Genomic DNA, 25,377 nt, shown 5'->3' on the forward strand with positions numbered 1-25,377 from the left:
TTACTCCACAATCTTGCCGTCCTCAATGCGGACAATCCGATCTGCAAGGCGGGCAATGTCGTTGTTGTGGGTAATCATCACAACAGTTTGCCGGAACTCTGCACTGGTGCGCTTGATAAGCCCCAGCACCTCGGCGCTGGTCTTGCTATCAAGGTTGCCGGTTGGCTCGTCGGCCAGAACAATAGCCGGTTTGGTAATCAAGGCGCGGGCGATAGCCACACGCTGCTGCTGGCCGCCGGAAAGATTGTTCGGCATATTTTTCAGTTTATCTTCCAGCCCCAGCAGGTGAACGATCTCGTCCAAAAACTTCTGATCCACCGTGTCCCCGTCCAGCTCCACCGGCAGGACGATGTTCTCATACACATTCAGGATCGGAACAAGGTTATAGTTCTGGAAGATAAAGCCGATGTTGCGGCGGCGGAAGATGGTAAGCTGTTCGTCGTTCATTTTCGACAGTTCTTTGTCCCGGACAATCACATTGCCGGAAGTAGGGGTGTCCAGCCCGCCCATCATGTGAAGCAGGGTGGACTTGCCGCTGCCGGAGGTTCCCACAACGGCCACAAATTCGCCGTCATTTACAGAGAAGTTCACGCCGTCAAGGGCGCGGGTGATATTCGGCTCTGTACCGTAATACTTTTTCAGGTCGATAGTCTGTAAAATTCTCATAAAATTCAATCCTCTCTTTGTTTGTTGTAAATGCGGAACGCTGCTGCGCCGGTGGCCGCCAACTGTACCAGAATCAGCACAGCGAACAGTCCGAAGCTCTCATAGTAGAACAGTTCATCCCAAAACAGGAGAACATCACAGAGGGCAGTCAAGGCAACCGTCCAGCGGATGTGCTGGGCCAGCCTTTGCCAGAACGCCAGCACAAGGGCAACGGGCGGGACGATCAGCAGCGCCAGATTCAAAATCATGGTCGGGGTCAGTTCCATTGCAACGCCTCCTCACTTTTGTTGATAAGGTCATTGCAAAACCCAAATGTCCGCGAAATGTTACAGCGGCCAAAAAATTTCATCGAAAATCGGGGTGAAATGTTACAACGCTCGGACATTTCAAAATTATTATTCAACTACCCTTAATCGAGCTACAATACTTGTTTTTCTAAAATAGCGAAACGAAACATGAGGAACTATAATCGCCACAACGCAAATAACAATTCCCTCTAATATCAACGGGAAAATCGTAGGCTGTATTGTAAACAGCCATAAGTCAGGTTGATTAAAGAAAGTAGGAAGAATTGTATTTGCAACAATAAGAGAGAGAGGTAAACCCATTACACAAATCAGAAATGCGTAAAACAATCCCTCCAATACGGTCAATTTGTTAATTTGTTTTTTCGTCATTCCGATGCTCTCTAATGTAGCAAATTCCCGTTGCCGGTTTATAATGCCCGTTATAATGATGTTGGAAAAATTCACAAGCCCGATACTTCCTAATAGAAACCCAATAAGGCCACCTATGATAAAAATAGTTTGTTTTAATCCATTCATAGTTTGTGCCAATGTTTCAGACGATGCGTATTCAACGGTAGGCAAAGAATTGATGTACTCGGTCGCTGGCAAAAAGTGTTCTTTTTCCACATCAAACACATAACTCATTATGGCTGGATTGTTATACAATTCCACAAACATCTCATTACTCATATAGAAAATAGGACAATCGCCGCCAACATCAGTGTAGCCAACATTCTTACCCGGAGATTCTACCAATGAAAAATCAACCACTGCACGCGCAATTACCGAAACCGTTTTATAAGGCAATCCATCTTTGTAAATGGTAACTTCCTGATTGAGCGGACAAAGAAATTCAGGAGATTCATTTGGGTTGATCGCTGAAATTTCTATAACATAGTTTCCACTTTCCAAATATGAGGTTAGTTGCTGTATATCTGTTTCTCCCTCAATGAAATTCAATTTAGGAAGTATTGATTTTTCTACCCCGTAAATATTGCAAAGAGGTCGATAATCAACACCGAGTTTTACTGGATAAGTTCTGCCATCAACCATACCACTTCGTATAAGGTGATTATCTTCTGTGTATTCGTCTAATACTTCCGTGACCAAACTACCATAATCATAAGTAACACTGACATCATCCAAAGTGTTTTTATAAATTCGACTTCCGTTCAGCACAGGAATATTATTTTCAATATCAGATATGATTTCATTACTAACAGAATCATCTTTAAATCGAAAACCTTGCACATTAGAAAATGTGTTTGGGCTTGCCACAACAAAATCAAATGAGGTAACAGAAGATACATATTTTTTAACATCAACACTATTCCCGATTGCGATTGCACTGTTTAGGAGAATAATGCAGAGTATCATGGATAAGACGATAAATATGGTACGCTTTGAATTTCTTCTTAAATTTCTCCATGCCATTTCTGTTATTCTATTCTTAAACGAAAGACGATTCTTGTTGGCACTATGATAATTGTCTTTTTCATAGTATCTGGTTGCCTCAATGGGCGAAATCGTAGCTGCAATTTTGAATGGTTTCTTTATGCTCACCCAAACAGTAATCGCACTAAATATCCCGGCAACGACAAAAATAATAGGATTAAAACTCAAGTTCACAGAAAGATTGTGATACTCGCCTTTCATAAAATTAAGAATCCACGGAAGCATAAGTATTCCTACTATATATCCTAAAATCAACCCAATAGATATACCAATTATAGACAGCCAAAATGCTTGCTTATAAACAATTCGCTTGATTTGCTTCTCCGTTGTTCCGATTGTTCTTAATAAGCCATATTTCTTTATTTCTTGAACAACAGAAATCTCAAAAATATTGCGAATGAGCAAATAGCCCGTTATTACAAAAATCATAATAAAAAACAGAGCTGCTATTATGGCAATCCAATTTACAGATGTACCAGTGGACGGGCTGGTTCCCCTAATTTGCAAAATAGTTGTCTGTATAGACTGGATCGCTCCAACACATAAAGTCGTTACAGAAGTAAAAAGCATTGATGTTAAAACGATTGCTATTACAGCAACAATATTTCGTAATTTGTTGGCTTTGAAGCTTCTTTGCGCCAGCTTCTTTGTAATGGCGCTGGTGTCATTTTCAAAAGGCCATGTCATAGTTGTATCACCTCCATATTTGATAAGGGTATTGTAAAACCTAAATGTCCGCTAAATGTTACAGCGGCCAAAAAATTTCATTGAAAATCGAGGTGAAATGTTACAACGCTCGGACATTTCAAAAAAATTTACGGCGGGCAGCCGGAAATGGCCGTCCGCCGCGTTCTATTTTGTCGGCAGCATAATGGAAAATTCTGAACCCTTGCCCGGCTCCGAAACCACTTTGATATAGCCGCCTTGCCGCGTTACGATCTCGCGGGCCAGATACAGGCCAATGCCCACGCCCTGCTGTTCGTGTACTTCTTCCTCACGATAGAAGCGCCGGAAGATGGCAGCCTGATTGCTTTCGGAAATGCCCTTGCCGGTGTCGGTCACTTTGACCTCCACATACATTTCCCACAGCACCACTGACACGGCGATTTTCCCGCCTGCCGGGGTGTACTTCACTGCATTGTCCAGCAGGTTAAAGAGGGCTTCGGATGTCCACTTGCTGTCATGGAAAACGGTCAAATTCTCCGGGCAGTCCACGGACACAGCGATTTCCTTTTTCTCCGCTGCATACACAATCCCACTCATGGCCTGCGCCACGGTATCAAAGAGGCGACCCGGTTTCTTATCCAACTGGATCACGCCCGTTTCCAGCCGTGAGGTTTTCACAAGGGCCTGAAAGAGAAAGTCCAGCTTATCCGTCTGGCTGCGGATTCCCCGGATAAAGTCGGTGCGCTCCGCCTCGGTCATGGGCTTTTCCAGCAGGGTGTCCGTCGCCATTTTCAGATTGCTTACCGGCGTTTTCACCTGATGGGAAATATCCGATACAAGGGTCTGTAACTCCTGCCGTTCCTCGTCCACCCGGCGGCGGTTCTCCTGCATGATCTGGTAAAGCCTTGCCAGCCGGTGTCCGATTCTGGCAAGCTGGGTTTCGCTGTCCTCCGGGCGCTGGGGTGCTTCATTCCCGGCGATCATGTGGTCTAAGGTCTGGCACAGGTCAGCGGTAAACTGCGACAGCCGCTTTCCAAACGCCTGCGTCAGTACAAAAATCCCCACAAGGGCGCACAGCAGCAGCGTCCCGCCTGTCAGCAGCACCGCAATCTGTTTTGTCACAAGAAACAGGGCTATGGTGATCCCGGACATGGAGAGGACAAGCTCCATTGCCACCCGGCCAAACAGCCGCTTTACCGAGAGGTTTTGAAACTTCATTTTGCCTCGCCTCCCGTCCATTGATAGCCCATGCCGTAAACAGTCTTGATGTAGGGTGCGCCGCCGTCAGATTCAATCTTGCTGCGAATCCGGCTGATGGAGGTTGTCAGGGTGTGTTCGTCTACAAACCTCTCGTCTATATCCCACAGCTTTTCCAAAAGCTGCCCACGGGTCAGCACTTGCCGGGGATTTTTGCGGAACAGGTTCAGCATTTTATACTCCATCGGGGATAGGGTCAGGGGCTTGCCGTTTAGGGAAGCCGTCTGCTCCGAGAAGTCCAGAAACAGCCGCCCGTCGTCGTAAATGTCCTTGGCCGGTTTGTGGTGTTCCAGCATAGCGAACATGGCTTTGATTTTTCGCTGCAAGGCCCCGATCACAAAGGGCTTTGTGATGTAGTCCACCGCGCCCACCTCATAGCCCCGTATCTGGTCGCTCTCCTGATCGTTGGCGGTCAGGAATATTACGATGGTGTCCGGGTGCTGGGGCTTTATCAGCTTGCACAGCTCAAAACCGTTCCCATCTGGCAGGTTAATGTCCAACAGCACTAAATCAAATTCCCGCTGGCGGATGGCTTCGGCTGCGGTTCTGGCATTTAGAGTAGAAGTCACGCCGTAGCCGTCTGCGGTCAGGTTATAGGCTAACATCTTATTCAAAAAACTGTCGTCCTCGACAATTAAAATCTGCTTCATATCCTCACTTCCTTTGCTTTTTGCAGATAGTATAACAGGCAAATGTCCGAGAATTGTTACAAGGACAAATATATTTATCATATTACAGCTTTTTTATGTGTACTGCAATTTTATAAAAGAAAGGACAGCAGTATCATCAAATTGCTGTCCTTGCGGTTTATTATAGCTGGTAGTGTATAAGCGTGGGTTCATCATATTTGGTGTGGTATCTTTAACTATGGGAAACTCCTGTTTCCCATCTGGAAACTGTTCTTGCGGATACTCCAAACTTTTCAGCAAGCTGCTCTTGTGTCAGATTTTTTTCCTTACGACATTGCTTTAAAAAAGCTCCAATCTTTTTCGTGTCCATGCTCCTACCTCTCTTTCACTTACAGCTTACCAACATGCTCCCAAATTACCACGACATAAAACGAGAATCCACTAATTTTCAACCAGACATTGTATGTCTAAAATATTTTAACGTTATTTTGTCTTCAAAAACCTTTTAAGCTTTTGTCTTATTTTACCATAGCCCATTCTAAAGTACCATTCTATATTTGCCCATATACAAGTAATCACATAAAGTAAAAATGCTTCAAACACTGTTCTCCTTTTTACCTAGTATATCTTAACAAACCAAAGTAAGGAGCCCATTACTTGAATGAGTAGTGGTTTTTTTCTGATTAAAAAAATTTGAATTCTTTTGTTACCATACGAAATTTTTTACGATATATAGTATGAGTAGCGTATTTCTTTTCACCCCATAGAAAATAAATGCAAATGTGCAGTAAAACATTTTTATGATATCATCAACCATATAGAAGTACCTCGAAAAATCAGAGTTATGGAGATTATTATGAACAGAATATTTCAGAAGTTTTTACAAAGCGGAATTAACCTTTTCTCTATGGGAGCAAAGTGCCGTGAAGATAATACACATGATATGGATATGAACCCGGATGCAGAAACGACCAACCCTGAATGGAAGGTTTATTTTGACGGAAACTTCTGGGAACCTTCAGGAAAAGGCCATGCCGGAACAGAAATCCGGTTGGATAGGCAATTTGAATGGACTGGGCATCATTGGATTATTCCTTCGGCATATTCTTGCAACAAGGAGCTTATCTTGGATTTTTGTATGTGTACTCCGGCAGAAGATATTCGCGAATTTATGAAAAAATGGGATTTAACCCCCGAAAATGACTCCTGTTTAAATTTTACACAAGAACAACAACTGCAAATAGATTTAGACAACCCGCTTTGCCTTGATATTATTCCTTGTTTAAAATTAAATGGAACAACAATGCAGGCCTCTCACAGCTGTTCAGTAGTCTTTAATCCATGTTTACCGGACGAAATAAACAATGAACCGGAAGCAAAATGGGTATTAAAACACTACGAATTGGATACATCCTATGGATGGATGATTTTTAGGGTGGCATTTCTGTGGCCAGATAAACGCCGTCCTGCAATAAAATCTCTTTCGCTTACAATGGAGCAACAACCATTTCGTATGCCTGGACCGCATTTTAAGATACACTCTCCCGGTGACCAGTTTGCTTTCTCCCATCCGATCAGTGAAACAAAATATACATTAACTGTGCAAAAATTGGAACAGCAGACGCTTTCTCAAAACCGCATGGACTCTGACCGTTGGTTGTATCCCACACATTTTACCACTATGAGCTATACACTTTCTCCTGAACCGGACAATGATATTTCGATTCATGATTGTGCTGATAACGATAAAACTTTAGAAGTTGCTCCTTCAACAGACTCTTTTTCACCGGAAGTACAAACTGATCTTGCCTGTATTGATATTATCGGTGGTGCGGACGAGCCAACTATAATCCTGTGTGGCAACAACAATCAGGCAAATCTCCATGTTGCTTACTCTGCTCTACACTTCAAACCAGTATCAGACGATATTGAATGGCGAATTGAGTTTAACATTATTCGTTTTTCGAAAAAAACATTCTTGCTTATATAATGCATATTCAGCTAACTTTCAGTTTGTTTAACTTATTTTTAGAGTAATTAACAACTCTCGCCATATAAAGGGGATGTCGTATCAATACGCCATCCCCTCTGTTTCTGTCTTACTGATCTATTTCATATAATTCTTCAACATAAATATTTCCGTCAGGCAGCTCCTCTGTTTTCTGTGAGATCAGAGTGCCTTTTTGTGAGTATGCATATGCCACTGATGATCCCACAAGCAAAACTCCTAAAACACTGAGTATTATAATCTTTACCTTATGTTTCATATGATTAGACTCCTTTCATTTTCTGTATGGCTGATAAACAATCATGCACAACCTCCTTTGCCCAAATTTGCCATCTATATAATTAATCGTATTTTTTTACATAAGGTAACACATTTTACAAAATTTTATCTTTTTTATATCAATCACCCCTCTCCCCATCGAAAACCTCAATTATCATCGTCTCACCCTGTCGGAAAACAACTTTTCCCAGCGAAGTTAAGAATTCGCTATTGATCTCTCCATACTTCTCAACTTCACAGCTTCCAATAAATAAATAGGAAATCTTGTACTTTTCTATACGCGGTAAGTACCATTCTCGATGCTCTTAGCTTCTGCCGGAACTGCTAAAAAGCAGCTCATCAATAATGCCGAAAAAACCATCATTGTCCCTTTTTTCATCGTTTTGTTTTTCCTTGTCTTGTATTTCGAAAGAAAATTTTCCTGCTCATACTATATATCGTAAAAAATCCCGGTGGTAACAAAAAAATTAGAATTTCTTTTGTCATTTAAACTTGCAAAAAACCGGGACCCTTTCGAATCCCGGCTCTGCTTTACTCTCTTCTTTATTAATTATTTGATGGTATCTCAGAAAGCACTTCCGTAACCTTCTCAATCACTTCCACAATCCTCTGCATATCCATATTCTCTTTTACATCAGAACTGTCATTCACGTTCAATCCATCCTGCCAGTCCTGGACAATGGAAACTGCCGGGATATCCACCAAAGCAAATGGATAATGGTCACTGTTAGTTGCCATTGTCAGGTAGAATCTGTCACTGGATGTAAATAAATCTGACATGCTGTTTTTATTTAACTCGGCCAGTTTTTTCAGTCCCTCATCGTCATACTCTATATCATCTGGTCGTTTGTTTCCTTCGATCATCGCCATATAACCCAGATCACTTTTTTCTGCGATGGTATCAATATTTATTACTCCGATGATCTGCTTCCGCTCGTCCTCAGACAGATTGCCAACATACCATCTTGAACCCAGCATATATTTTTCTTCGCCCGAAAACAGGATGAATTTTACATTATACGGCATCTCTGTATCTTTTAAAATTCTTGCCAGTTCAAGTACTGCTGCCACTCCGGAACCGTTATCATTGGCTCCTACCGAATCTTCTGCACTGTCATAATGGGCACTTATGATCAGATTTTTCGTCATATCAGTGGATGACTTTTTTGTCACAATAATATTTTCACCAGTGCCGTCAATAGTTGCATTTTCGGCCGTTGGTGCCAGAAATACATCTGCCTGTGAGGAACGCCGTATTGCATTCTCATTATTTTCATCATTATATTCAAACTTCTGACATTCTATCTCATCATATCCCAAATCACCCCAATATTGGATGATGTATTCCTTTACATTCTGGATCGCATCAGAATTTATTGGATGCGGTTCAGACGTAATCTCATCAATGATCTGCTCAATGTTCTGTTCCGAAGGCTGTATTTCCACTTCAGACTGTATAACACTTTCCGCCATCGTCTGGATTGGTGTTATTACGGATATTGCCATAATTAACGCAATCAATATTTTCTTCATTGCTCTGTTCCTCCTTACCTGATATCAATCCGCATCTTTTCTCCAACAGCTTTCCATTCAGAATCATCTGCTGCATCGTAGACTTTGCTTTCTTCTTCGGCATAGGTGTCGTCATCTAAATCATACCTTTTAATAACATTGTTTTCTATTATAGCATCGGATTTCAGATAAAGCTGTAATTCCAGATATTCACTGTCGGGATCAGGAATCTCCGGCCGCTCATCATCTCCGGCGCTTCCACACGTTCTCCAGAAATCTGTCTTAAATTTCCAGACACGACTGATGGCTTCTGTTTCTGCATCATCCTTTAATTCATACCGTACTTTGTTTCCTTTACTGTCCGTTCCACGCAGCTCAACGTCATACTTCTGGAAGAGTTTTTCCGGCACATCTGCTGAGATACTGCTCTGTAACTTGTTCAGGAAAATATCTTTCAGTGTAACCGTGCCTTCTTCTGTCTCGACAGAAATATTTTCCAGTTCTTTATTCGTTGTCTGCTTCAGGATTTTCTCCCGTGAAATGTTGAAATCAAACGTAAATTCTGCCTCTGATTTTTCCCAGTCATCATAATTAAATGCATTAAGTACAAGATGCACTTCCGGATTTTCTCCGAGATCTGTCGGTGCATGAAAGCGGTACTCCTGTACACGATCATATTCCTTTTCATCTCTGTCGGCGTCTTCATCTAATAAATCATCTACAGAATAAGGCGAATACTCCCCACTTGTGTACTCATCCAGCTTCTGTCCATTTATTGTTGTTTTGTTCATATCAAGCGTAATTCCCGTGTTCTTAAAGGATGAAATGTTCTCCGATTTCCCCTGCTCATTCCCTTCGGTATTATCAATTTCTGCATGCACCCTGAACAGCAAAACTCCCTCATCCAGAACAACTTCTTTTAAGTTTGCAGTGATCCCATGATCCGTCTGGGACATGTTTAAAACCTCCGTATACGACTCAATTTCTTTCTGAAATCCCAGTGTTTCTCCTATAGATAAAGCAAGATTTTTGATTGCGGCCTGCACTTTCGGGTTCGATAAAACAGTCGAAATCAAAGCCAGGATCACACAGGCGGCTGCCAGTTTACTCCAGAATGATGGTGTCCAGACTCTTTTTTTACCTTTCCATTCTCCCTCTGCTTCGCTGATATATTTTGGATCAATATTGCCAAATTCTTTTGAAAAATCGAATTTTTTCATAAGTGTTTCCCTTCCTTTTTCAAGACCTTCAACAGCTTCTTCCTGCTCCGGTACAGATTCATTTTTACACTTCCGACGGACATCGCATGCCTTTTGGCAATCGCCGCAACCGAATCAAAAAACCAGTATCTTCTCACAAAAATATCTCTGTCCTCTGCATCCATTTTTCCAAGAAAATCATTGATGATCTCCAGCAGTTCTTTCTCCGCCAGCTGATCTTCAATGGTATAAGTAACACTCAGCTGATCCATTTCACCTAATACATCTGCCATATGCACATCTGGGCGCCTGTTGGCATATTTTTTACGCAGGCAATCAATGCTTAAGTTTCTCGTGATCCTGCCGCAAAAATGTGATAATACGGAAGGCTTCTTCGGCGGAATCAGCGACCAGACCGAAAACCAGGTATCATTCAGGCATTCTTCCGAATCTTCTTTATTTGTAAGCAGATTCCAGGCAATCTTGTAACAGTACGGATGATACTTGTCGCTCAATGCTTCGATCGCATGCTCATCCCTTATCTCAAACAAAGATATGATCTCATTGTCTTTCATTTACGGGTTGTCCTCCTCATTTTTCTACTCATACTATATATCGTAAAAAATCCTGAATGGTAACAAAAAAATTCAAATTTCTTTATAAAATGATCAAAGTGGACAGGTCCGCTTCAAACTCCCTGAATTCCTCAATCTTTGAGGGACTTGCTACGCTTTGCGCGCCAGATGCAGTCTGCTTCAGCAGACATATTCCTCATGCATCTGGTCGCATCCTCGCGGAGCGTTTTTGTGTAATGGGAACATTACGGAGTAATTTCCTATTACGCAAAAAAGTCCACTACTCACACAAGCAATGGACTTATATTAATGATTAGTCAATCATATATTATTGTGATATTCTGTTTAAATTTCATCTGACAATATCGATCTGGCACATTTTCATAGCGTTCAATGCATTTTCATGACTTTCCGGTGTCACTCCTGCACAACATGCCGCGTCTACTATGATCGGAACTTCCGGAAGAGCTGCTTTTACCAGAAGCGCATTGGAAATCACGCAGATATCCGTGCAAAGGCCAACAAATGTAATGCTTCCTATTTCATCATCAATGTTCATTGCCACCAGCTCAGCAGCCAGATCTGTAGAACCAAAAGTTTCTTTGTCAATCGGTTCTGTTTTTCTGAGGCTATCCAGTTCATTTCTGATCTGCCAGCCTTCTGTGTTCCGGATACAGTGTGGTACCGGAAGTTTCTTTCCTTCCTGTGTATCCAAATACCATGATTCATGAGTATCTCGTGTAAAAAGAACTGTTCCTTTGAAATTTCTGATTCTCTCTTCTACTTTTGGAACGATTGCAACAGCTTCTTTGGTTCCAAGGACACCATCAATAAAATCATTCTGCATGTCTACCACAACTAAAATATCCTGCATAATTATTCCCCTTCTCTTTTCTCTGTGTCATTTTTATTTCTCAATGAAATGTATTCTTTCAGGCGCAAATCGGTTCTGCTGAGGTCTTGTCTCTGCCGGATATCCCAGTGCAAACATAGAAAATACTTTCACATTTTCCGGAAGTTCCAGAAGGCTGTGTATTTCTTCCATTCGATCCTCCATCGGTGCGATACCAAACCATACTCCTCCGAGGCCCAGCGCATCTGTTTCCAGCCAGATATTCTGCTGTGCAATCGCCATATCAATTTGCGCAAAAGATGGTGCAACAAGTCCTTCTGTATGATATGCAGGAACAATAACTACAGGTGCCCCTGCCGCACAGCCGGTATATGGTGTTACTTTGGATAATTTCTGGATTTTTTCTTTATCTGTCACCACGTAAAATTCCCATGGTTGCTGATTACATGCACTTGGTGCCTGCATTCCCGCCTTCAGAATCTCCATAATTTTTTCCTTTTCCACTGGTCTGTCTTCATATTTTCTTACACTGATTCTGTGAAAAATACTGTTCATATTGCATGCCCCCTTGCTTACTATTTAAGATAGTTCTATTATAACATGTATATTTTATAAAGCTAACAAATATCTTCACTTCATCCGCAATTAATTCTCACAATAGCAGTTTTTTCTATCGTATTTTCCTGATTTTTTTGGTAAAATCATTTTAATAGGGACCATTATATATTCATTTTATTGGCTTAAATTGGTGTTGCTTATATACAAACCATCCAATTTTATTACCTTCAATGACCTGCAAGATACTTGCTCTATCACTGGCCAACCATTTTATCTAAATCATGTTGGTTTCCAGCAGACTGACTCTTTCCCTGGTCATTTAGCACCAAAATTTTGGTTGGTCTCCACACAGCTTATCCATTCCATAGTCATACAGCACCTATATTTTCGTTGACCTCCAGACAACTTACTCCTCTCGCAGTCATCTTCTACACAACACCACAACAACATTAGGGTATATATACAATCCACTGACTCCTGAGGAAAGTCTGAGTATCATGGAAAAGGCATTTTTCCAACTGATTTTATCCAAAATTCCCTTGTCACAGGAAGTCACAGGTTCGAACTCAAATTGACAAGTACAAAAAAAGCCGGAAACCATTGTTCAAGGTTTCCAGCCTTTCACCGCAGCGTGCGTTAGAGGTTGCTGCGTGCCAGTGGCACGCGTTTAGCAACGACCGAAGCGGAGCGGAGATCGAACCCGTTCGAGTCCGAGCCGGACTCGAACAAAAAATAAGACACAGCTTAACGCTGTGTCTTATTTTTTATTAGCGTGCGTTAGAGGATTCGAACCCCCGACCTTTTGGTCCGTAGCCAAACGCTCTATCCAGCTGAGCTAAACGCACATTTTATTGATTTGCAAGTACTTGTCGCTCACAACAAAATATATTCTACTGTAAATAAAACAATTTGTCAACACTTTTTTCTATTTTTTTTATTTTTTTATTTTAAACAGTTTTATATATTCTATTCTGCCGTTTTCCTTTTAATAAATTTGCTTCCTTCTTCAGGGAATGATACAATACAATCACAAGGACATCCATTGTATTTTTTTGCATAAGTGTAAACACTATTTTTATACAAATTTTAAGGAGAATGAACATGTCTTTTATCAGTGTATTCGATGTCATGGGGCCAAATATGATCGGTCCGTCCAGCTCCCACACAGCCGGCGCCGCCCGCATTGGTTTTCTTGCGCAGAAAATGATCAACGGGCCTCTGAAAAAAGTAGAATTTACTCTTTACGGCTCTTTTGCCCGCACCTACAAAGGTCACGGAACAGACCGAGCCCTGCTCGGAGGTATCATGGGATTTTCCACGGATGATATGCGTATCCGAAATTCTTTCGAGATTGCAGATCAGAAGGGACTTGCCTTTTCATTCACGCCAAATGAAATCGAGACGGATGTGCACCCGAATACAGTTGATATTCATATGATCAACGAAAAAAATCAGGAAATGACTGTCCGCGGCGAATCACTCGGCGGTGGCAAAGTACGCATCGTAAAGATTAATTCCGTACAGGTTGATTTCACCGGCGAATACAGTGCTGTAATCGTAACTCATCAGGACAAGCCTGGAGTTGTGGCATACATCACCAAATGCCTCAGCGACCGCAACGTCAATATCGCCTTTATGCGTCTTTTCCGCGAGTCCAAAGGTGAAATAGCTTATACGATCGTAGAATCAGACGGACATCTTCCGGAGGATATCGACGATACGATTCGTTTGAACCAGAATATCCACGAAGTTATGATCGTGCAGATGTAAGGAGGGAAAATCATGAAAGAATTTAAAAATGCTGTAGAACTTCTGACATTATGTACGGAAAAAAATCTTCCGATTTCTGAAATTATGCGTCAACGTGAGATTATCCTCGGAGAAACAACTGCCGAAGATGTAGATGCACGTATGGCACGTGTACTGGAAATTATGAAAGACGCTGCTTTTTCACCGATTGAAAAACCAGTCAAATCTATGGGCGGTCTGATCGGTGGCGAAGCAAAAAAACTCTCTCTTCATCAGACTTCCGGCAAAAGTATCTGCGGTAATCTTCTGGATGACGCGATCACTTATGCCATGGCAACACTTGAGACAAATGCTTCCATGGGGCTGATCGTTGCCGCTCCGACTGCCGGTTCCGCCGGAATCGTACCTGGACTTCTTCTGGCTGTCCAGAAACAATATCATTTTTCTGATGAGCAGATTCAGCAGGCGCTTTTTAATGCCGGTGCGATCGGTTATCTTGCAATGAGAAATGCCACAGTCGCAGGTGCTGTGGGCGGTTGTCAGGCTGAGACCGGAATTGCTGCTGCCATGGCCGCTTCTGCTGCTACGGAATTACTGGGCGGCTCCCCAAAACAATGTACTTACGCGGCCTCTACCGTTCTTATGAATATGCTCGGACTGGTCTGTGACCCGGTCGGCGGTCTTGTCGAATATCCATGCCAGAACCGCAATGCCACCGGTGTTGCAAATGCCCTCGTCGCCGCAGAAATGGCGCTTGCCGGAATCACACAGCTGATTCCACTCGATGAAATGATCAACGTCATGTACACCGTCGGCAAAAAACTTCCGGCTGAACTGCGAGAAACTGCACTCGGCGGCTGTGCGACCGCACCGTCCGCATGTAAATCATGTCATATGTGTAGTTAAACAAATACAGGGAAAAAACCGTAAAAAACAAATAACGAATCTGTCTCTTAATCCAGATTCGTTATTGTTCTTCACTTATATTTTCCTATATTTTATAAAATCAATTCACTTAATTTCTCCTTAACGCTTCGATTGGGCTCAGACGTGCCGCTTTTTTCGCCGGATAAATACCAAAAAACACACCGACTGCACAGGAGAACAATGTTGCTACAAAAATCACGGTCGGACTGATTCCCGGGGTGATCGTCATTCCGATACTTCCGCTTATGACAGAACAGATTCCATATGCTGCCAGTATTCCCAATATAATTCCGATCAGACCGCCGATTACCGTCAGTATCGCAGCTTCTGCAAGAAACTGAAGCATAATTGATGAAGTCTTTGCGCCAAGGGATTTACGGATGCCGATCTCTCTTGTCCTTTCGGTAACTGAAACAAGCATAATATTCATAACACCAATACCGCCAACCAGAAGCGAAATTCCTGCAACAAACGAAATAAAAGCAGTCACCATACCAAGCATTTCATTCATTGACTGCATCACATCCTGAAAACTCTGCACCTGAAAATACTCTTCACCTGCACATTGATGACGTTTTTCAAGTACGTGTACTACCTGATCTGCAATAATCTGAGAATCCAGCGTTTTATCTCCCTGTATCATCAGTGAATAAAACTCATCCGTCGCGCCGACCAGATCTTCCATAGACGAATATGGGATATTGACAGTAACAGGCATCCCATCATATGTATAGCTGACAAACGTTCCATTTTCCTTTTGTGTTGTCACACCCATGATGCGAAAAGATTTTGATGAATCATAGCAGGTGATATCGAGATTCATTCCCACAACGTCATCTGTCCCAAACAGACGCTTTGCATCAGCATCCGAAATCACACATACATTTTTACCTTCCTCTATCTCATTTTCGCCAAAATAGTTTCCATATTTCATCTCGGAATTATTGAGCAGCTTTGCATCCGGACCTTCTGCCGTCAGCATGATGGAAAAATTTCCTTTTCCTGTCACAGTTTCTCCATCATAACTCTCCGACACATTGACTCCCTCTATGGTATCGATCTCCCGGACGGCCTGCACATCCTCTGCCGTGATAAACTCCGATTCTGTTATTGCATCATTACTGACACTGACTGCAATCTGCCCGCCACCGATACCGTCAATTTCACTGTTCATCTGATTTTTGGTTCCTTCGCCGATAGAAACGATTGCAATAACCGACGCAATACCGATAATAATACCCAGCATCGTCAGAAAGGAACGTCCTTTATTGGCACGGATATTCTGAACAGCCATTTTTATATATTCAAATAAACCGCCCATCAGGCACCTTCCTCTGCATCTGTCAGATTACTCTGGCTTCCATTATCAGCAGATTCAGACAAAGTCGCTTCTGCCTGCATTCCTTCTTCAAGTGAGCCGAGGTCTCGAATAACCTCATCTCCCTCTTTGATCCCTTCTGTCACTTCTACATAATCGTCTGAGCTGATTCCTGTTGTAATATCCCTTCTGGTGATAACACCGTTTTCAATAACATAACAGAAGGAACCGTCTTTTCCGATATTTACTACCTCTGACGGAAGCACCACAACATCATCGGCCTCTTCTGCATGAATTGTTACTTTTGCATCAACACCGAGGAAAATATCGTCATCCGGATTTTTGATACGCACATCTGCCGAAATCAGCGATGCACCTTTTTCATTCTGTGTTGCCACATGGCTGATACTTGTTACTTCGCCTTCATACGTCTTGCCGGCCAGAGTAATATCTGCACTCTGCCCTTCTTTCAGCTTGTCATAATCATATTTAGAAACATTGACATTAACATTTATCTTATCTGTATTCTGAAGGGTAAAAAGTTCTGTCCCGAGAGCAGTCGTTGCACCTTCTACTACTGAAACTTTTGTGATGACTCCGTTAAAATCCGCTTTAATACCCTTTTTCGCCGCCTCGACAAGTTCCTGTGCAGACATCTGATCCAGTTCAGAAAGGTTATTTGTAATCTCCATCTTTTCTTTTTCTTCTGCAGTGACTGCTGATGGATCAGACTCCGCAACTGCCTGCTGCGAAGACAGTCTGGACTGCAGTTCAGCAAGTGTGTTGCTTGCCTTTTCAAGTTCAGCTTCCAGAGCAGAAGTATCTGCCGTCACAGTCGTGTCTGAACCGTTATTCGTAACAGTCTCCGCAGAATCTGAAAAAATACTGTCTGCCGTGTTTCCGTCTGAAATGATTTCACTGTTTACATTATTCATCGCAGGCGCTGCCGGTTTCTGTGTCTTGTAATCTTCATAGGCACTTTTGGCATTCTGATATGCAATCTGCGCATCGTTTCTGGCACTCTCCGCCACGTCTAAAGCCGCGGCATTCTCATCACTCTGCTCACTGCTCCATGTCTGGAATGCCATCTGATAATCTGTTTCTGTCTGATTGTATGTAGTCTGTGCCTGATTCATTTCATCAGCAAGCGTATTCAGCTGCGTCTGATATGCCGGCAGTGTCTCATTCTGATATTTCTTCTGCGCTGCCGCATATGCCTTCTGAACAGCCTCTGCCCGAGCCGCCTGAGCCGCGGTCGCATCCGCCTGTTTTCTTGCCTCTTCCTGCGCTGCTGCCACCTGTGCATTCGTATTTGCCTGAGAAATCCTTGCTTTTATATTTGCTATGTAATCCTCCTGCGCAGCTACCTGCTGTTTCAAAGATGCAGCATTGCCCTGCGCATTCTGCTGCTTCTGTACAGCTTCAGCTGATTTATTCAGCGTATTCTGCATATCCAGCTTTCCACTTTTTACATTCAGCTCTGCTTTCTTTTCTTCGCGCTCAAGATCCTTCTGGTCAAATTCAATCAGCTTTGTCCCTGCTTTTACCGTTTCGCCTTCTTTGACATCAGCTACATCAACCTTCGCATTGACAGGTGAAAAATAAGTCTTCTGTTCTTCACTTACAACCGTTCCACTGGTTTCCACTGTTTGCTGTACATTATCACGTACAGCTTTTACTACTTCAATCTGTGGCACTGCATTTTCTGCTGCATTTCTGCTTCCGTAAATATTGGCACCTGCCACAGCAGCAACCGCCAGTATACCGACTCCGATCACAAGCTTCTTTTTTGATTTTTTCTTTTTCCCACTTACCTTCATTCAGCTGCCTCCTGATCAAAATCCGGGTTGATCATATCTGATTCTATTTTGCCATCCATTATCCGCACCACGCGTCTTGCCTGTGCAGCAATTCCGTTGTCATGCGTAATCAATATGACCGTTCTTCCAGTTTTGTGCATTTTTTTGAGAATTCCGAGTATTTCCCTGCTTGAGGCAGAGTCCAGATTTCCGGTCGGTTCATCCGCGAGAATAACCGGCGGCTGTGCAGCAATCGCCCTTGCGATTGCCACACGCTGCTGCTGTCCTCCTGACATCTCACTCGGTTTATGGTCCATACGTTTCTCAAGTCCGACCATTTTCAGAGAATCGATTGCCAGCTGATGTCTTGTCTTACGGTCAATGCCACGGTAGATCAGCGGCAGTTCTACATTTTCAATCGCATTCAGATTCGCAATCAGATTGAATCCCTGAAAGATAAATCCGATCTCACGGTTTCGAACCTCAGACAATTCATTGTCCGACATTTCGGACACATCCGTTCCATTCAGATAATATTTACCGGATGTAGGCACATCCAGACAGCCGAGCATATTCATAAATGTTGACTTGCCTGATCCGGACTGTCCAATAATTGCCACCAGTTCTCCCTTCTTAATTTCGAGGCTGACATGATCCAGTGCCCGCACTTCGTTTTCGCCGGGATTGTAAATCTTGCACAAATCCTCTACTTTGATTAACGTATCATCCATTTTTGTTCTCCTCTGCTGTCAGCTTTTATGCATTTTCAAGAAATGCCTTATATGCTTTTTCTGCCTCATAAATATCAGCCTTGCTTGTCACTTCCCACGGTGCATGCATACTCAGAACAGCCACCCCACTGTCAATGACATTCATACCGTAAAGTGCAGCGATATAGGCGATCGTTCCACCGCCACCGACATCAACTTTACCAAGTTCTGCTGTCTGGAATGCAACATTGCTGTCATCAAAAACCTTGCGTACCTTTGCCACATATTCTGCATTTGCATCATTGGAACCGGATTTTCCTCTTGCTCCTGTAAATTTGTTAAGAACGATACCACGGCCAAGATATGCTGCATTTTTCTTTTCGAAGCACTCACCATAAGCCGGGTCATAACCTGCGCTTACGTCAGAAGAAAGCATAAAGGAATTGCCGAGTGTTCTGCGAAGTGCAAGATCTGAATAACATCCCATTCCGCCAAGGAGCTCTGCGACTGTATTCTCAAAGAATCTGGACTGCATGCCGGTTGCTCCGACGCTGCCAATCTCTTCTTTGTCTGTCAGCAGACAGCAGCTTGTACGTTTCGGTGTTTCCATTTCCATCATTGCTGCAAAGGAGGTGTATGCGCATACGCGATCATCCTGTCCGTATGCTGCAACCATGCTCCTGTCAAGTCCACAGTCACGGGCTTTTCCTGCCGGAACGATCTCAAGCTCTGCGGAAAGGAAATCTTCTTCCTCTACATCATATTTTTCTTTCAGGATGCGAAGAACATTGTTTTTGACTGCTTCTTTTTTCTTCTCATCACTTTCCTCATTAAGTGGTCTGCTGCCAATCAGAATGTCAAGGTTCTCGCCCTCAATTACTTCTGCTGCTTTTTTCTGAAGCTGTTTTCCTGCAAGATGGATCAGAAGATCGGTGATATATACAACCGGATCATCCTCAGCTTCACCAATTGTCACGTTTACAACTGTACCGCCTTTTTTGACGATCACACCATGAATTGCAAGCGGCAGTGCTACCCAGTGATATTTCTTTACACCGCCATAATAATGTGTATCGAGATATGTCAGATCTGTATCTTCATATAAAGGATTCTGCTTCACATCAAGACGCGGAGAATCGATGTGTGCGCCCAGAATATTCATACCTTTTTCCATCGGATCTTCTCCGATATGGAACAGTGCCATGATCTTTTTCATGCCGACTGCATAAATTTTATCTCCTGTCTGGATCTTCTCACCGGAAGCAAGTTTTTTATCCAGTGATACATAACCGGCAGCCTCCGCTTCTCTGGACAGTTCGCTCACGCATTCACGTTCTGTTTTTCCATTATCGAGAAATGTGCGATAATCCTTTGCCAGCTTCTCCAGGGCTTTTTCATCTGCTTCATTGTAAGAAAGCCATGCATTTCTTCTTTCCATAATATACAAAACCACCTTTCGTTTGATTCTCAAAATTCTTTCAACATTATACCCCAATATTTTACGTATTTCTACATGGTTTCAGATTCTTAATAAAGATATAAGAAATTCAACAATCTTTATTATAATTTATGTTTCTTATTATGCCCCGAACTGCTTGCCTTTTTTCGTATTTGAGAATTATAATAATTTATGTTATTTTTATAGTTACAGTCAAACTTTAAATGTACTTTAAATCTGTAAATATATCACAAATTTTTCATAAAAGGAGTCTTTTCATGCAGAACGCATCTGATTTAAAAACACAGCTTCAGGCGATCCACCGCAAAAGTTATCCAGCGTACAAATCCCTGAAAGGCAGCTATCAGTTCAGGGATTTCATTCTTCATATTGACCATGTACAGGGGGATCCTTTTGCGTCACCTTCACATATCCGTATCCGGCTCAGTCACAAAACCGCAGGCTTTCCAGCCACTTATTATAAAGATACGCTTACGCGTGTGACACTTGCAGATTATCTGACCCGCCAGTTCGAAACTCAGGTCAATCACTACACTTTCCGTGCAAAAGGCTCGGGTAAAAGCGGCCTCATCTCCGTCAGCCACTGCGGGCAGGAAGTGCTTTCACGTTCTGCCTGCGAAATTACGGACAAAGAAATCACCGCACGTTTTTTTATTGGATTCCCGGCAAACGGACGTACCATTAATGCCACGGAACTGGAAAAAATCCTCTTTGATTTTCTCCCGGCCTGTATCGAGAAAGCTTTTTTCTATAAAAACACCGACCGCGCCAAACTGGAACAGGCAATCTTTCTTGCCGAAGATCAGGATTCGATTCGCACACAGCTAAAAGAAAAGAATCTTGTTGCTTTTGTGGCCGATCACTCTGTCCTGCCGAGAGAAAGCGGTATTTCTTCCCGCCCGCTTAGGGATTCTGTCCCATTTATGTCACCGCAATCTCTTCGTGTATCCATGAAACTTCCGCATGAAGGAACAATCTACGGTATGGGCATTCCCGCCGGAATCACCCTGATCGTTGGCGGCGGTTATCACGGTAAATCCACGCTTCTGAATGCGCTGGAACTCGGTGTATACAATCACATTGCCGGTGACGGACGAGAGTATGTCATCACGGATGCCAGCGCTTTAAAGCTTCGCTCCGAGGACGGACGATTTATCCGCAATGTAGATATTTCACTTTTTATTAATGATCTTCCAAACAAAAAAGACACTCGTTGTTTTTCTACGGAAGATGCCAGTGGAAGTACCTCACAGGCCGCAGGTATTGTGGAGGGAATCGAATCCGGAAGCAAAGTTTTCCTGCTGGATGAAGATACCTCCGCGACCAATTTTATGGTGCGGGACACCTTCATGCAGGAAGTCATCTCCCGTGAAAAAGAACCGATCACCCCGTTTCTGGAACGCTCAAAAGATCTCTATGAAAAAGCCGGGATTTCCACGATTCTGGTAGCTGGAAGCTCCGGTGCATTTTTCCACATTGCCGATACGGTTATCCAGATGGATTCTTATCATCCTGTGGACATTTCCACAAAAGTCCGTGCGCTTTGTGAAAAATATCCTCTGACCGAAGAAAAAGCACCTGCATTTTTCATGCCCCAGAGTCATCGGATACTGTCCAAAAAATCGCCCGGTATTCGAAGCCATGGACGTGGAACCGACAAACCGGAACGCCTGAAAATAAAAGTACATGGAAAAGATGGATTTCTTCTCGGACACGAGAACGTTGATCTGCGCTGTATCGAACAGATTGTAGATACTGAGCAGACAGCTGCTCTCGGTCTGATACTGAAATATGCTCTGGAAAATCTGGTCGACGGACAGCGTACTGTCTCTGAAATCGTTCAGCTGCTGTCCAAAGAATTACAAAAGAAGGGACTTGCCGCATTTGCAGACGGTTCTTCCCTTCCATGTGGGTATGCAGTTCCGAGAATCCAGGAAATCTATTCCTGTTTTAACCGCTACCGCGGATAAAGTGATATCATGTCGCGCTACAAACCCACTATAATATAGAGACTATACAGACATGCGAGAGAACCTGCCACTGGCAGCTTCTCTCGCATACTTTGGTATAACGAAAGCAGCCGCCCTCCCGACGTTTCTTGTCAGGTGGCGGCTGTTGAGTTTTCGTGTTCTGTTTTATTTTTAGGGAAAGGAAAGAGTTCCGGCAACTCTTCCGGCATTTGAAGTGTTACCGGAGATCTTAAAGGGCTGTTCCTTTAAGACAAGTACATCATACAATATAAATGTGAGAAATTTTTGTCCTTTTTCTAATAAAAGTATAAAATTTCTAAAATAATCATTACGCTTTTCTTTTATCAAGCTTTCTTGAAAGCATCATACCCAGTCCCTGAAGAATCTGTACGAGAACTACCAGAATAACAATCGTCACGATCATGATGTCTGTCTGGTAACGGTAATATCCATAACGTATCGCGATATCACCAAGTCCGCCTCCGCCGACAGTTCCTGCCATTGCAGAATAGCCCAGGATCGTTCCTACTGCGATCGTCACACCAACCAGAAGGGAAGTTCTGGATTCAGCAAGAAGTACTTTCCAGATGATCGTCCGTGTTCCGGCGCCCATGCTGACGGCTGCCTCAACCACACCCGGATCAACTTCCTTGAGTGAGGATTCTACCATACGTGCGATAAACGGTGCGGCAGCGATTACAAGTGGTACGATCGTTGCTGTAGATCCATATGTCTTGCCCACCAGCAGTCTCGTAAGCGGAATGACGAGAATGAGGAGAATCAGGAACGGAATACTTCTGAGAATATTCACGATCACATCCAAAACTTTATAAACAGCTGAATTCGGATGGATACCTTCTTTGTCTGTCACTGCGAGGAGGATTCCCAGCGGCAGGCCAAGTACGTATCCGAAAAAAGTGGACACAAGTGTCATATATAAAGTATCTCTGGTTCCTTCCAGAAGCATTGTAATTGTTGCATTATCCCACATCAAAACTCAACTCCTCTACTCCCATATTTGTTTCCCGCAGATATTCGATCATTTTTTCTGCTGTTTCCTCGATCTCGGGAAGCTGCAGAATCATTTCGCCCTCTGCGGATCCGCCAATATTCTTAGTATCTGCATACAGGATATTGACCGGTGTGCGATAAGTCAGAACCAGATTTGCAATCACCGGTTCAAAAGACGACTTATCTTTAAACGTTACACGTACCAGACGCTTGCCGTTCATTTTCTGAATCTGTGCACGTCCGCTGAATACCAGTCTCCGTGCCGCTTCTGTCTTCGGGCTCCTGAAAAGTTCTTCTACCGTTCCGGATTCCACCAGAACTCCTCGTTCCAGTACTGCCACGCGGTTACAGATTTCCTGTACAACACTCATTTCGTGTGTGATCACAACAACTGTGATTCCATACTCTTTATTTATTTTCCTGATCAGCTCAAGGATGGATTTCGTCGTCTGGGGATCTAATGCACTTGTTGCCTCATCACAAAGCAGGATTTCCGGATCACTTGCAAGCACACGGGCAATCGCCACGCGCTGTTTCTGTCCACCTGAAAGCTGAGACGGATAAGAAAGGGCTTTTTCCTCAAGTCCTACGATCTTCAGGTACTCCAGAGCTTTTTTACGTGCTTCCTTTTTACTGATTCCGACAATTTCCATCGGAAAACATACATTGTCAAGCGCTGTTCTCTGCATCAGAAGATTGAAATGCTGAAAAATCATTCCGATATTCTGTCGTTCCTTACGAAGCTTCCTTTCGGAAAGCTCCGTAAGATTCTTACCGTTTACCCAAACACTTCCTGAAGTCGGTCTTTCCAGCAGGTTCAGACATCGCACCAGTGTACTTTTACCTGCACCGGAGAGACCGATTATGCCGAAGATCTCTCCTTTTTCAATGGAAAAACTGATGTTTCTGGCAGCCTCTACGGTTCCGCTTTTTGTGGAAAAACTTTTACAAAGGTTTTCGACTTGTATCATCGGTTCCATTCGCCTGTTTCCTCCCGTCCCTGTGTTACAATTTTATTTATTCTGCATCCTCTGCTGCAGTATCTTCTTCTGCATCTGCTGTAGCATCCACTGCCTCTGCTTTGTCAGAATCTGTAGATTCTTCAAAAGGTACAACTGCTCCGTCATATGTCTCATTAATGTAATCTTTGATCTCGTCAGATTTCAGTACATCTACCAGAGCTTTGACTGCTTCGTTGTCTTCGTTACCTTCTTTTACTGCAATGATGTTTACATATGTTTTTGCTGCTTCAGAATCAGATGTCTCATGTGCAATGGAATCTTTGGATACGGAATATCCTGCCTGCAGTGCATAGTTTCCGTTCAGTACAACAAATGCAACTTCATCTTTTACACGGGAAACCTGTGCAGCTTCCAGCTCCTCGATCTGGATGTTTTTCGGATTTTCTTCGATGTCTTTTACGGTTGCTTCCAGTCCGGCTCCGTCTTTCAGAGTGATCACTCCGTTGTCCTGAAGGAGAAGAAGTGCTCTTGCTTCGTTTGTGGTATCATTCGGAACTGCAATGGTATCGCCATCTTCCAGATCATCCAGTGCTTTCTTTGTTCCCGGATAGATTCCGAATGGCTCGTAATGGATTCCGCCAGCATTTACAAGATGTGTTCCCTGCTCTTCATTGAAGTTGTCAAGATACGGAATATGCTGGAAATAGTTTGCATCGAAATCGCCGCTCTCTACTACGAGGTTTGGCTGTACATAGTCATCAAATACGGTAACTTCCAGATCCCAGCCTTCTTTTTCGAGGATTGGTTTTGCTTCTTCAAGAATCTCTGCATGTGGTGTCGCGGATGCTGCGACTTTGATGGTTCCTTTTTCTGCGTCAGCGCTTACAATTACGCCGTTTGCTGCGATTGTTCCGATTGCAAGTGCTGCTGCAAGTGATACTGTGACAAATTTTCTGTTTTTCATAATTATTTACCTCTCTTATTCTCATTCATTATTTTTTATTAGATTTATTTTTATTACTTTTTATTTTTCCATATTCAGTTGTAAGTTCAGGATTTCCTGTTGTCCTGACGTCCTTCACCTGATTTTGGACAAAGAAAAAACAGGAACTCCCTCGGAATTTCCTGTTCATGTAATCTAAATTGTATCTGCTTGATACATCTATATTCACATTCTTGACATCTCACCTCAAACCACTCTGCCATGATTCTCTGATGTCACAGGAAGTTTCCGATACATTGAAGCACAGTTTAACATAGACATGCACATGTACATACCCATTCGCATTTCCTTATCCATCATACACATGACATTTCTCTGTACTGATTTCTCTGTAAACATGATTCTTCCTCCTTAATGTGTTCTCTCGGTTTTTATTTCCTATCTTTCCGATAGGTTTAATATACTACTCTTCTTTCTGTCTGTCAACACATTTTTTCATTTTTTTATTTACACTCTGTTTTCCTTGCTTGACACTGTTTTTCTATGATGATACCATGATACTGGTTATTTGGGGCTTCCCCCCTG

At 42.9% G+C, this 25,377-nt stretch carries 24 protein-coding genes and 1 tRNA gene; 4 read left to right on the forward strand and 21 right to left on the reverse strand.

The window, feature by feature from the left end:
* The 6 genes from DWW86_RS12175 to DWW86_RS12200 form a co-directional block, all read right to left on the reverse strand.
* Nucleotides 1-666, reverse strand: a complete 666-nt coding sequence (locus DWW86_RS12175) for an ABC transporter ATP-binding protein (RefSeq protein WP_005927557.1) — start codon at nt 664-666, stop codon at nt 1-3.
* 5 nt (nt 667-671) lie between these two features.
* The gene (locus DWW86_RS12180) at nt 672-932 is read right to left on the reverse strand and encodes a hypothetical protein (RefSeq protein WP_117943401.1); all 261 of its coding nucleotides are present in this window, start codon (nt 930-932) and stop codon (nt 672-674) included.
* A gap of 129 nt (nt 933-1,061) precedes the next feature.
* Nucleotides 1,062-3,095, reverse strand: a complete 2,034-nt coding sequence (locus DWW86_RS12185) for an ABC transporter permease (RefSeq protein WP_055201191.1) — start codon at nt 3,093-3,095, stop codon at nt 1,062-1,064.
* Nucleotides 3,096-3,260: 165 nt separating this feature from the next.
* The gene (locus tag DWW86_RS12190; RefSeq protein WP_117943403.1) at nt 3,261-4,292 is read right to left on the reverse strand and encodes a sensor histidine kinase; all 1,032 of its coding nucleotides are present in this window, start codon (nt 4,290-4,292) and stop codon (nt 3,261-3,263) included.
* Nucleotides 4,289-4,981, reverse strand: coding sequence for a response regulator transcription factor (locus tag DWW86_RS12195; protein ID WP_117447642.1), 693 nt, complete (start codon nt 4,979-4,981; stop codon nt 4,289-4,291). The genes DWW86_RS12190 and DWW86_RS12195 overlap by 4 nt, the downstream gene beginning before the upstream one ends.
* A gap of 211 nt (nt 4,982-5,192) precedes the next feature.
* Nucleotides 5,193-5,330, reverse strand: a complete 138-nt coding sequence (locus DWW86_RS12200; protein WP_243002453.1) for a helix-turn-helix domain-containing protein — start codon at nt 5,328-5,330, stop codon at nt 5,193-5,195.
* A gap of 486 nt (nt 5,331-5,816) precedes the next feature.
* Here DWW86_RS12200 and DWW86_RS12205 point away from each other — a divergent pair, with 486 nt between their 5' ends.
* Nucleotides 5,817-6,950, forward strand: coding sequence for a hypothetical protein (locus tag DWW86_RS12205; RefSeq protein ID WP_117943405.1), 1,134 nt, complete (start codon nt 5,817-5,819; stop codon nt 6,948-6,950).
* 109 nt (nt 6,951-7,059) lie between these two features.
* On the opposite strand, the gene DWW86_RS17160 is transcribed toward DWW86_RS12205, so the two are convergent.
* From DWW86_RS17160 to DWW86_RS12235, 7 genes are all read right to left on the reverse strand, one after another.
* A complete protein-coding gene (locus DWW86_RS17160) occupies nt 7,060-7,227 on the reverse strand; it encodes a hypothetical protein (RefSeq protein WP_015543165.1) in 168 nt (55 codons plus the stop codon).
* 566 nt (nt 7,228-7,793) lie between these two features.
* The gene (locus DWW86_RS12210) at nt 7,794-8,780 is read right to left on the reverse strand and encodes a M28 family metallopeptidase (protein WP_117943407.1); all 987 of its coding nucleotides are present in this window, start codon (nt 8,778-8,780) and stop codon (nt 7,794-7,796) included.
* Between the two features lie 14 nt (nt 8,781-8,794).
* Nucleotides 8,795-9,979 carry a DUF4179 domain-containing protein gene (locus tag DWW86_RS12215; protein WP_117943409.1) on the reverse strand — a complete coding sequence of 395 codons (1,185 nt, stop codon included), beginning with the start codon at nt 9,977-9,979 and terminating at the stop codon, nt 8,795-8,797.
* Nucleotides 9,976-10,533, reverse strand: coding sequence for an RNA polymerase sigma factor (locus DWW86_RS12220; RefSeq protein ID WP_015543161.1), 558 nt, complete (start codon nt 10,531-10,533; stop codon nt 9,976-9,978). Before DWW86_RS12220 ends, DWW86_RS12215 begins: the two co-directional genes overlap by 4 nt.
* Nucleotides 10,534-10,885: 352 nt before the next feature.
* Nucleotides 10,886-11,407, reverse strand: a complete 522-nt coding sequence (locus DWW86_RS12225) for a cysteine hydrolase family protein (RefSeq protein ID WP_117943411.1) — start codon at nt 11,405-11,407, stop codon at nt 10,886-10,888.
* A 33-nt stretch (nt 11,408-11,440) separates the two neighbouring features.
* Entirely contained in the window at nt 11,441-11,941 is a 501-nt protein-coding gene (locus tag DWW86_RS12230) for a nitroreductase family protein (RefSeq protein WP_117943412.1), read from the reverse strand.
* Between the two features lie 774 nt (nt 11,942-12,715).
* Nucleotides 12,716-12,789, reverse strand: a tRNA-Arg gene (locus tag DWW86_RS12235).
* A gap of 256 nt (nt 12,790-13,045) precedes the next feature.
* On the opposite strand from DWW86_RS12235, the gene sdaAB reads away from it, so the two are divergent.
* Entirely contained in the window at nt 13,046-13,714 is a 669-nt protein-coding gene (sdaAB, locus tag DWW86_RS12240; protein ID WP_117943414.1) for an L-serine ammonia-lyase, iron-sulfur-dependent subunit beta, read from the forward strand.
* Between the two features lie 12 nt (nt 13,715-13,726).
* Nucleotides 13,727-14,599 carry an L-serine ammonia-lyase, iron-sulfur-dependent, subunit alpha gene (sdaAA, locus tag DWW86_RS12245; RefSeq protein WP_117943416.1) on the forward strand — a complete coding sequence of 291 codons (873 nt, stop codon included), beginning with the start codon at nt 13,727-13,729 and terminating at the stop codon, nt 14,597-14,599.
* Nucleotides 14,600-14,708: 109 nt separating this feature from the next.
* Here sdaAA and DWW86_RS12250 read toward each other — a convergent pair whose 3' ends face one another.
* The 4 genes from DWW86_RS12250 to DWW86_RS12265 are packed head-to-tail and all read right to left on the reverse strand — an operon-like array spanning nt 14,709 to nt 19,885.
* Nucleotides 14,709-15,941 carry an ABC transporter permease gene (locus DWW86_RS12250; RefSeq protein ID WP_117943418.1) on the reverse strand — a complete coding sequence of 411 codons (1,233 nt, stop codon included), beginning with the start codon at nt 15,939-15,941 and terminating at the stop codon, nt 14,709-14,711.
* Nucleotides 15,941-17,758 carry an efflux RND transporter periplasmic adaptor subunit gene (locus tag DWW86_RS12255; protein ID WP_117943420.1) on the reverse strand — a complete coding sequence of 606 codons (1,818 nt, stop codon included), beginning with the start codon at nt 17,756-17,758 and terminating at the stop codon, nt 15,941-15,943. The genes DWW86_RS12250 and DWW86_RS12255 overlap by 1 nt, the downstream gene beginning before the upstream one ends.
* Nucleotides 17,755-18,468, reverse strand: a complete 714-nt coding sequence (locus tag DWW86_RS12260) for an ABC transporter ATP-binding protein (RefSeq protein WP_117943422.1) — start codon at nt 18,466-18,468, stop codon at nt 17,755-17,757. The genes DWW86_RS12255 and DWW86_RS12260 overlap by 4 nt, the downstream gene beginning before the upstream one ends.
* Nucleotides 18,469-18,493: 25 nt before the next feature.
* Nucleotides 18,494-19,885, reverse strand: a complete 1,392-nt coding sequence (locus DWW86_RS12265; RefSeq protein ID WP_117943424.1) for an aminopeptidase — start codon at nt 19,883-19,885, stop codon at nt 18,494-18,496.
* A gap of 278 nt (nt 19,886-20,163) precedes the next feature.
* Here DWW86_RS12265 and DWW86_RS12270 point away from each other — a divergent pair, with 278 nt between their 5' ends.
* On the forward strand, nt 20,164-21,876 hold the full coding sequence (locus DWW86_RS12270; RefSeq protein ID WP_117943426.1) for an ABC-ATPase domain-containing protein: 1,713 nt from the start codon (nt 20,164-20,166) through the stop codon (nt 21,874-21,876).
* Between the two features lie 328 nt (nt 21,877-22,204).
* Here DWW86_RS12270 and DWW86_RS12275 read toward each other — a convergent pair whose 3' ends face one another.
* From DWW86_RS12275 to DWW86_RS17165, 4 genes are all read right to left on the reverse strand, one after another.
* Nucleotides 22,205-22,867: a methionine ABC transporter permease gene (locus DWW86_RS12275; RefSeq protein WP_072522847.1), complete on the reverse strand. Its 663-nt coding sequence runs from the start codon at nt 22,865-22,867 to the stop codon at nt 22,205-22,207.
* On the reverse strand, nt 22,857-23,858 hold the full coding sequence (locus tag DWW86_RS12280) for a methionine ABC transporter ATP-binding protein (protein WP_353652706.1): 1,002 nt from the start codon (nt 23,856-23,858) through the stop codon (nt 22,857-22,859). The genes DWW86_RS12275 and DWW86_RS12280 overlap by 11 nt, the downstream gene beginning before the upstream one ends.
* A gap of 46 nt (nt 23,859-23,904) precedes the next feature.
* Nucleotides 23,905-24,813, reverse strand: coding sequence for a MetQ/NlpA family ABC transporter substrate-binding protein (locus DWW86_RS12285; RefSeq protein ID WP_117943431.1), 909 nt, complete (start codon nt 24,811-24,813; stop codon nt 23,905-23,907).
* Between the two features lie 225 nt (nt 24,814-25,038).
* Nucleotides 25,039-25,191, reverse strand: coding sequence for a hypothetical protein (locus tag DWW86_RS17165; protein WP_181985352.1), 153 nt, complete (start codon nt 25,189-25,191; stop codon nt 25,039-25,041).
* Nucleotides 25,192-25,377 lie beyond the last annotated feature (186 nt).

Origin of the sequence: Ruminococcus sp. AF17-22AC (assembly GCF_003460065.1) — a bacterium.
In the GTDB taxonomy this organism is placed as follows: domain Bacteria; phylum Bacillota; class Clostridia; order Lachnospirales; family Lachnospiraceae; genus Blautia_A.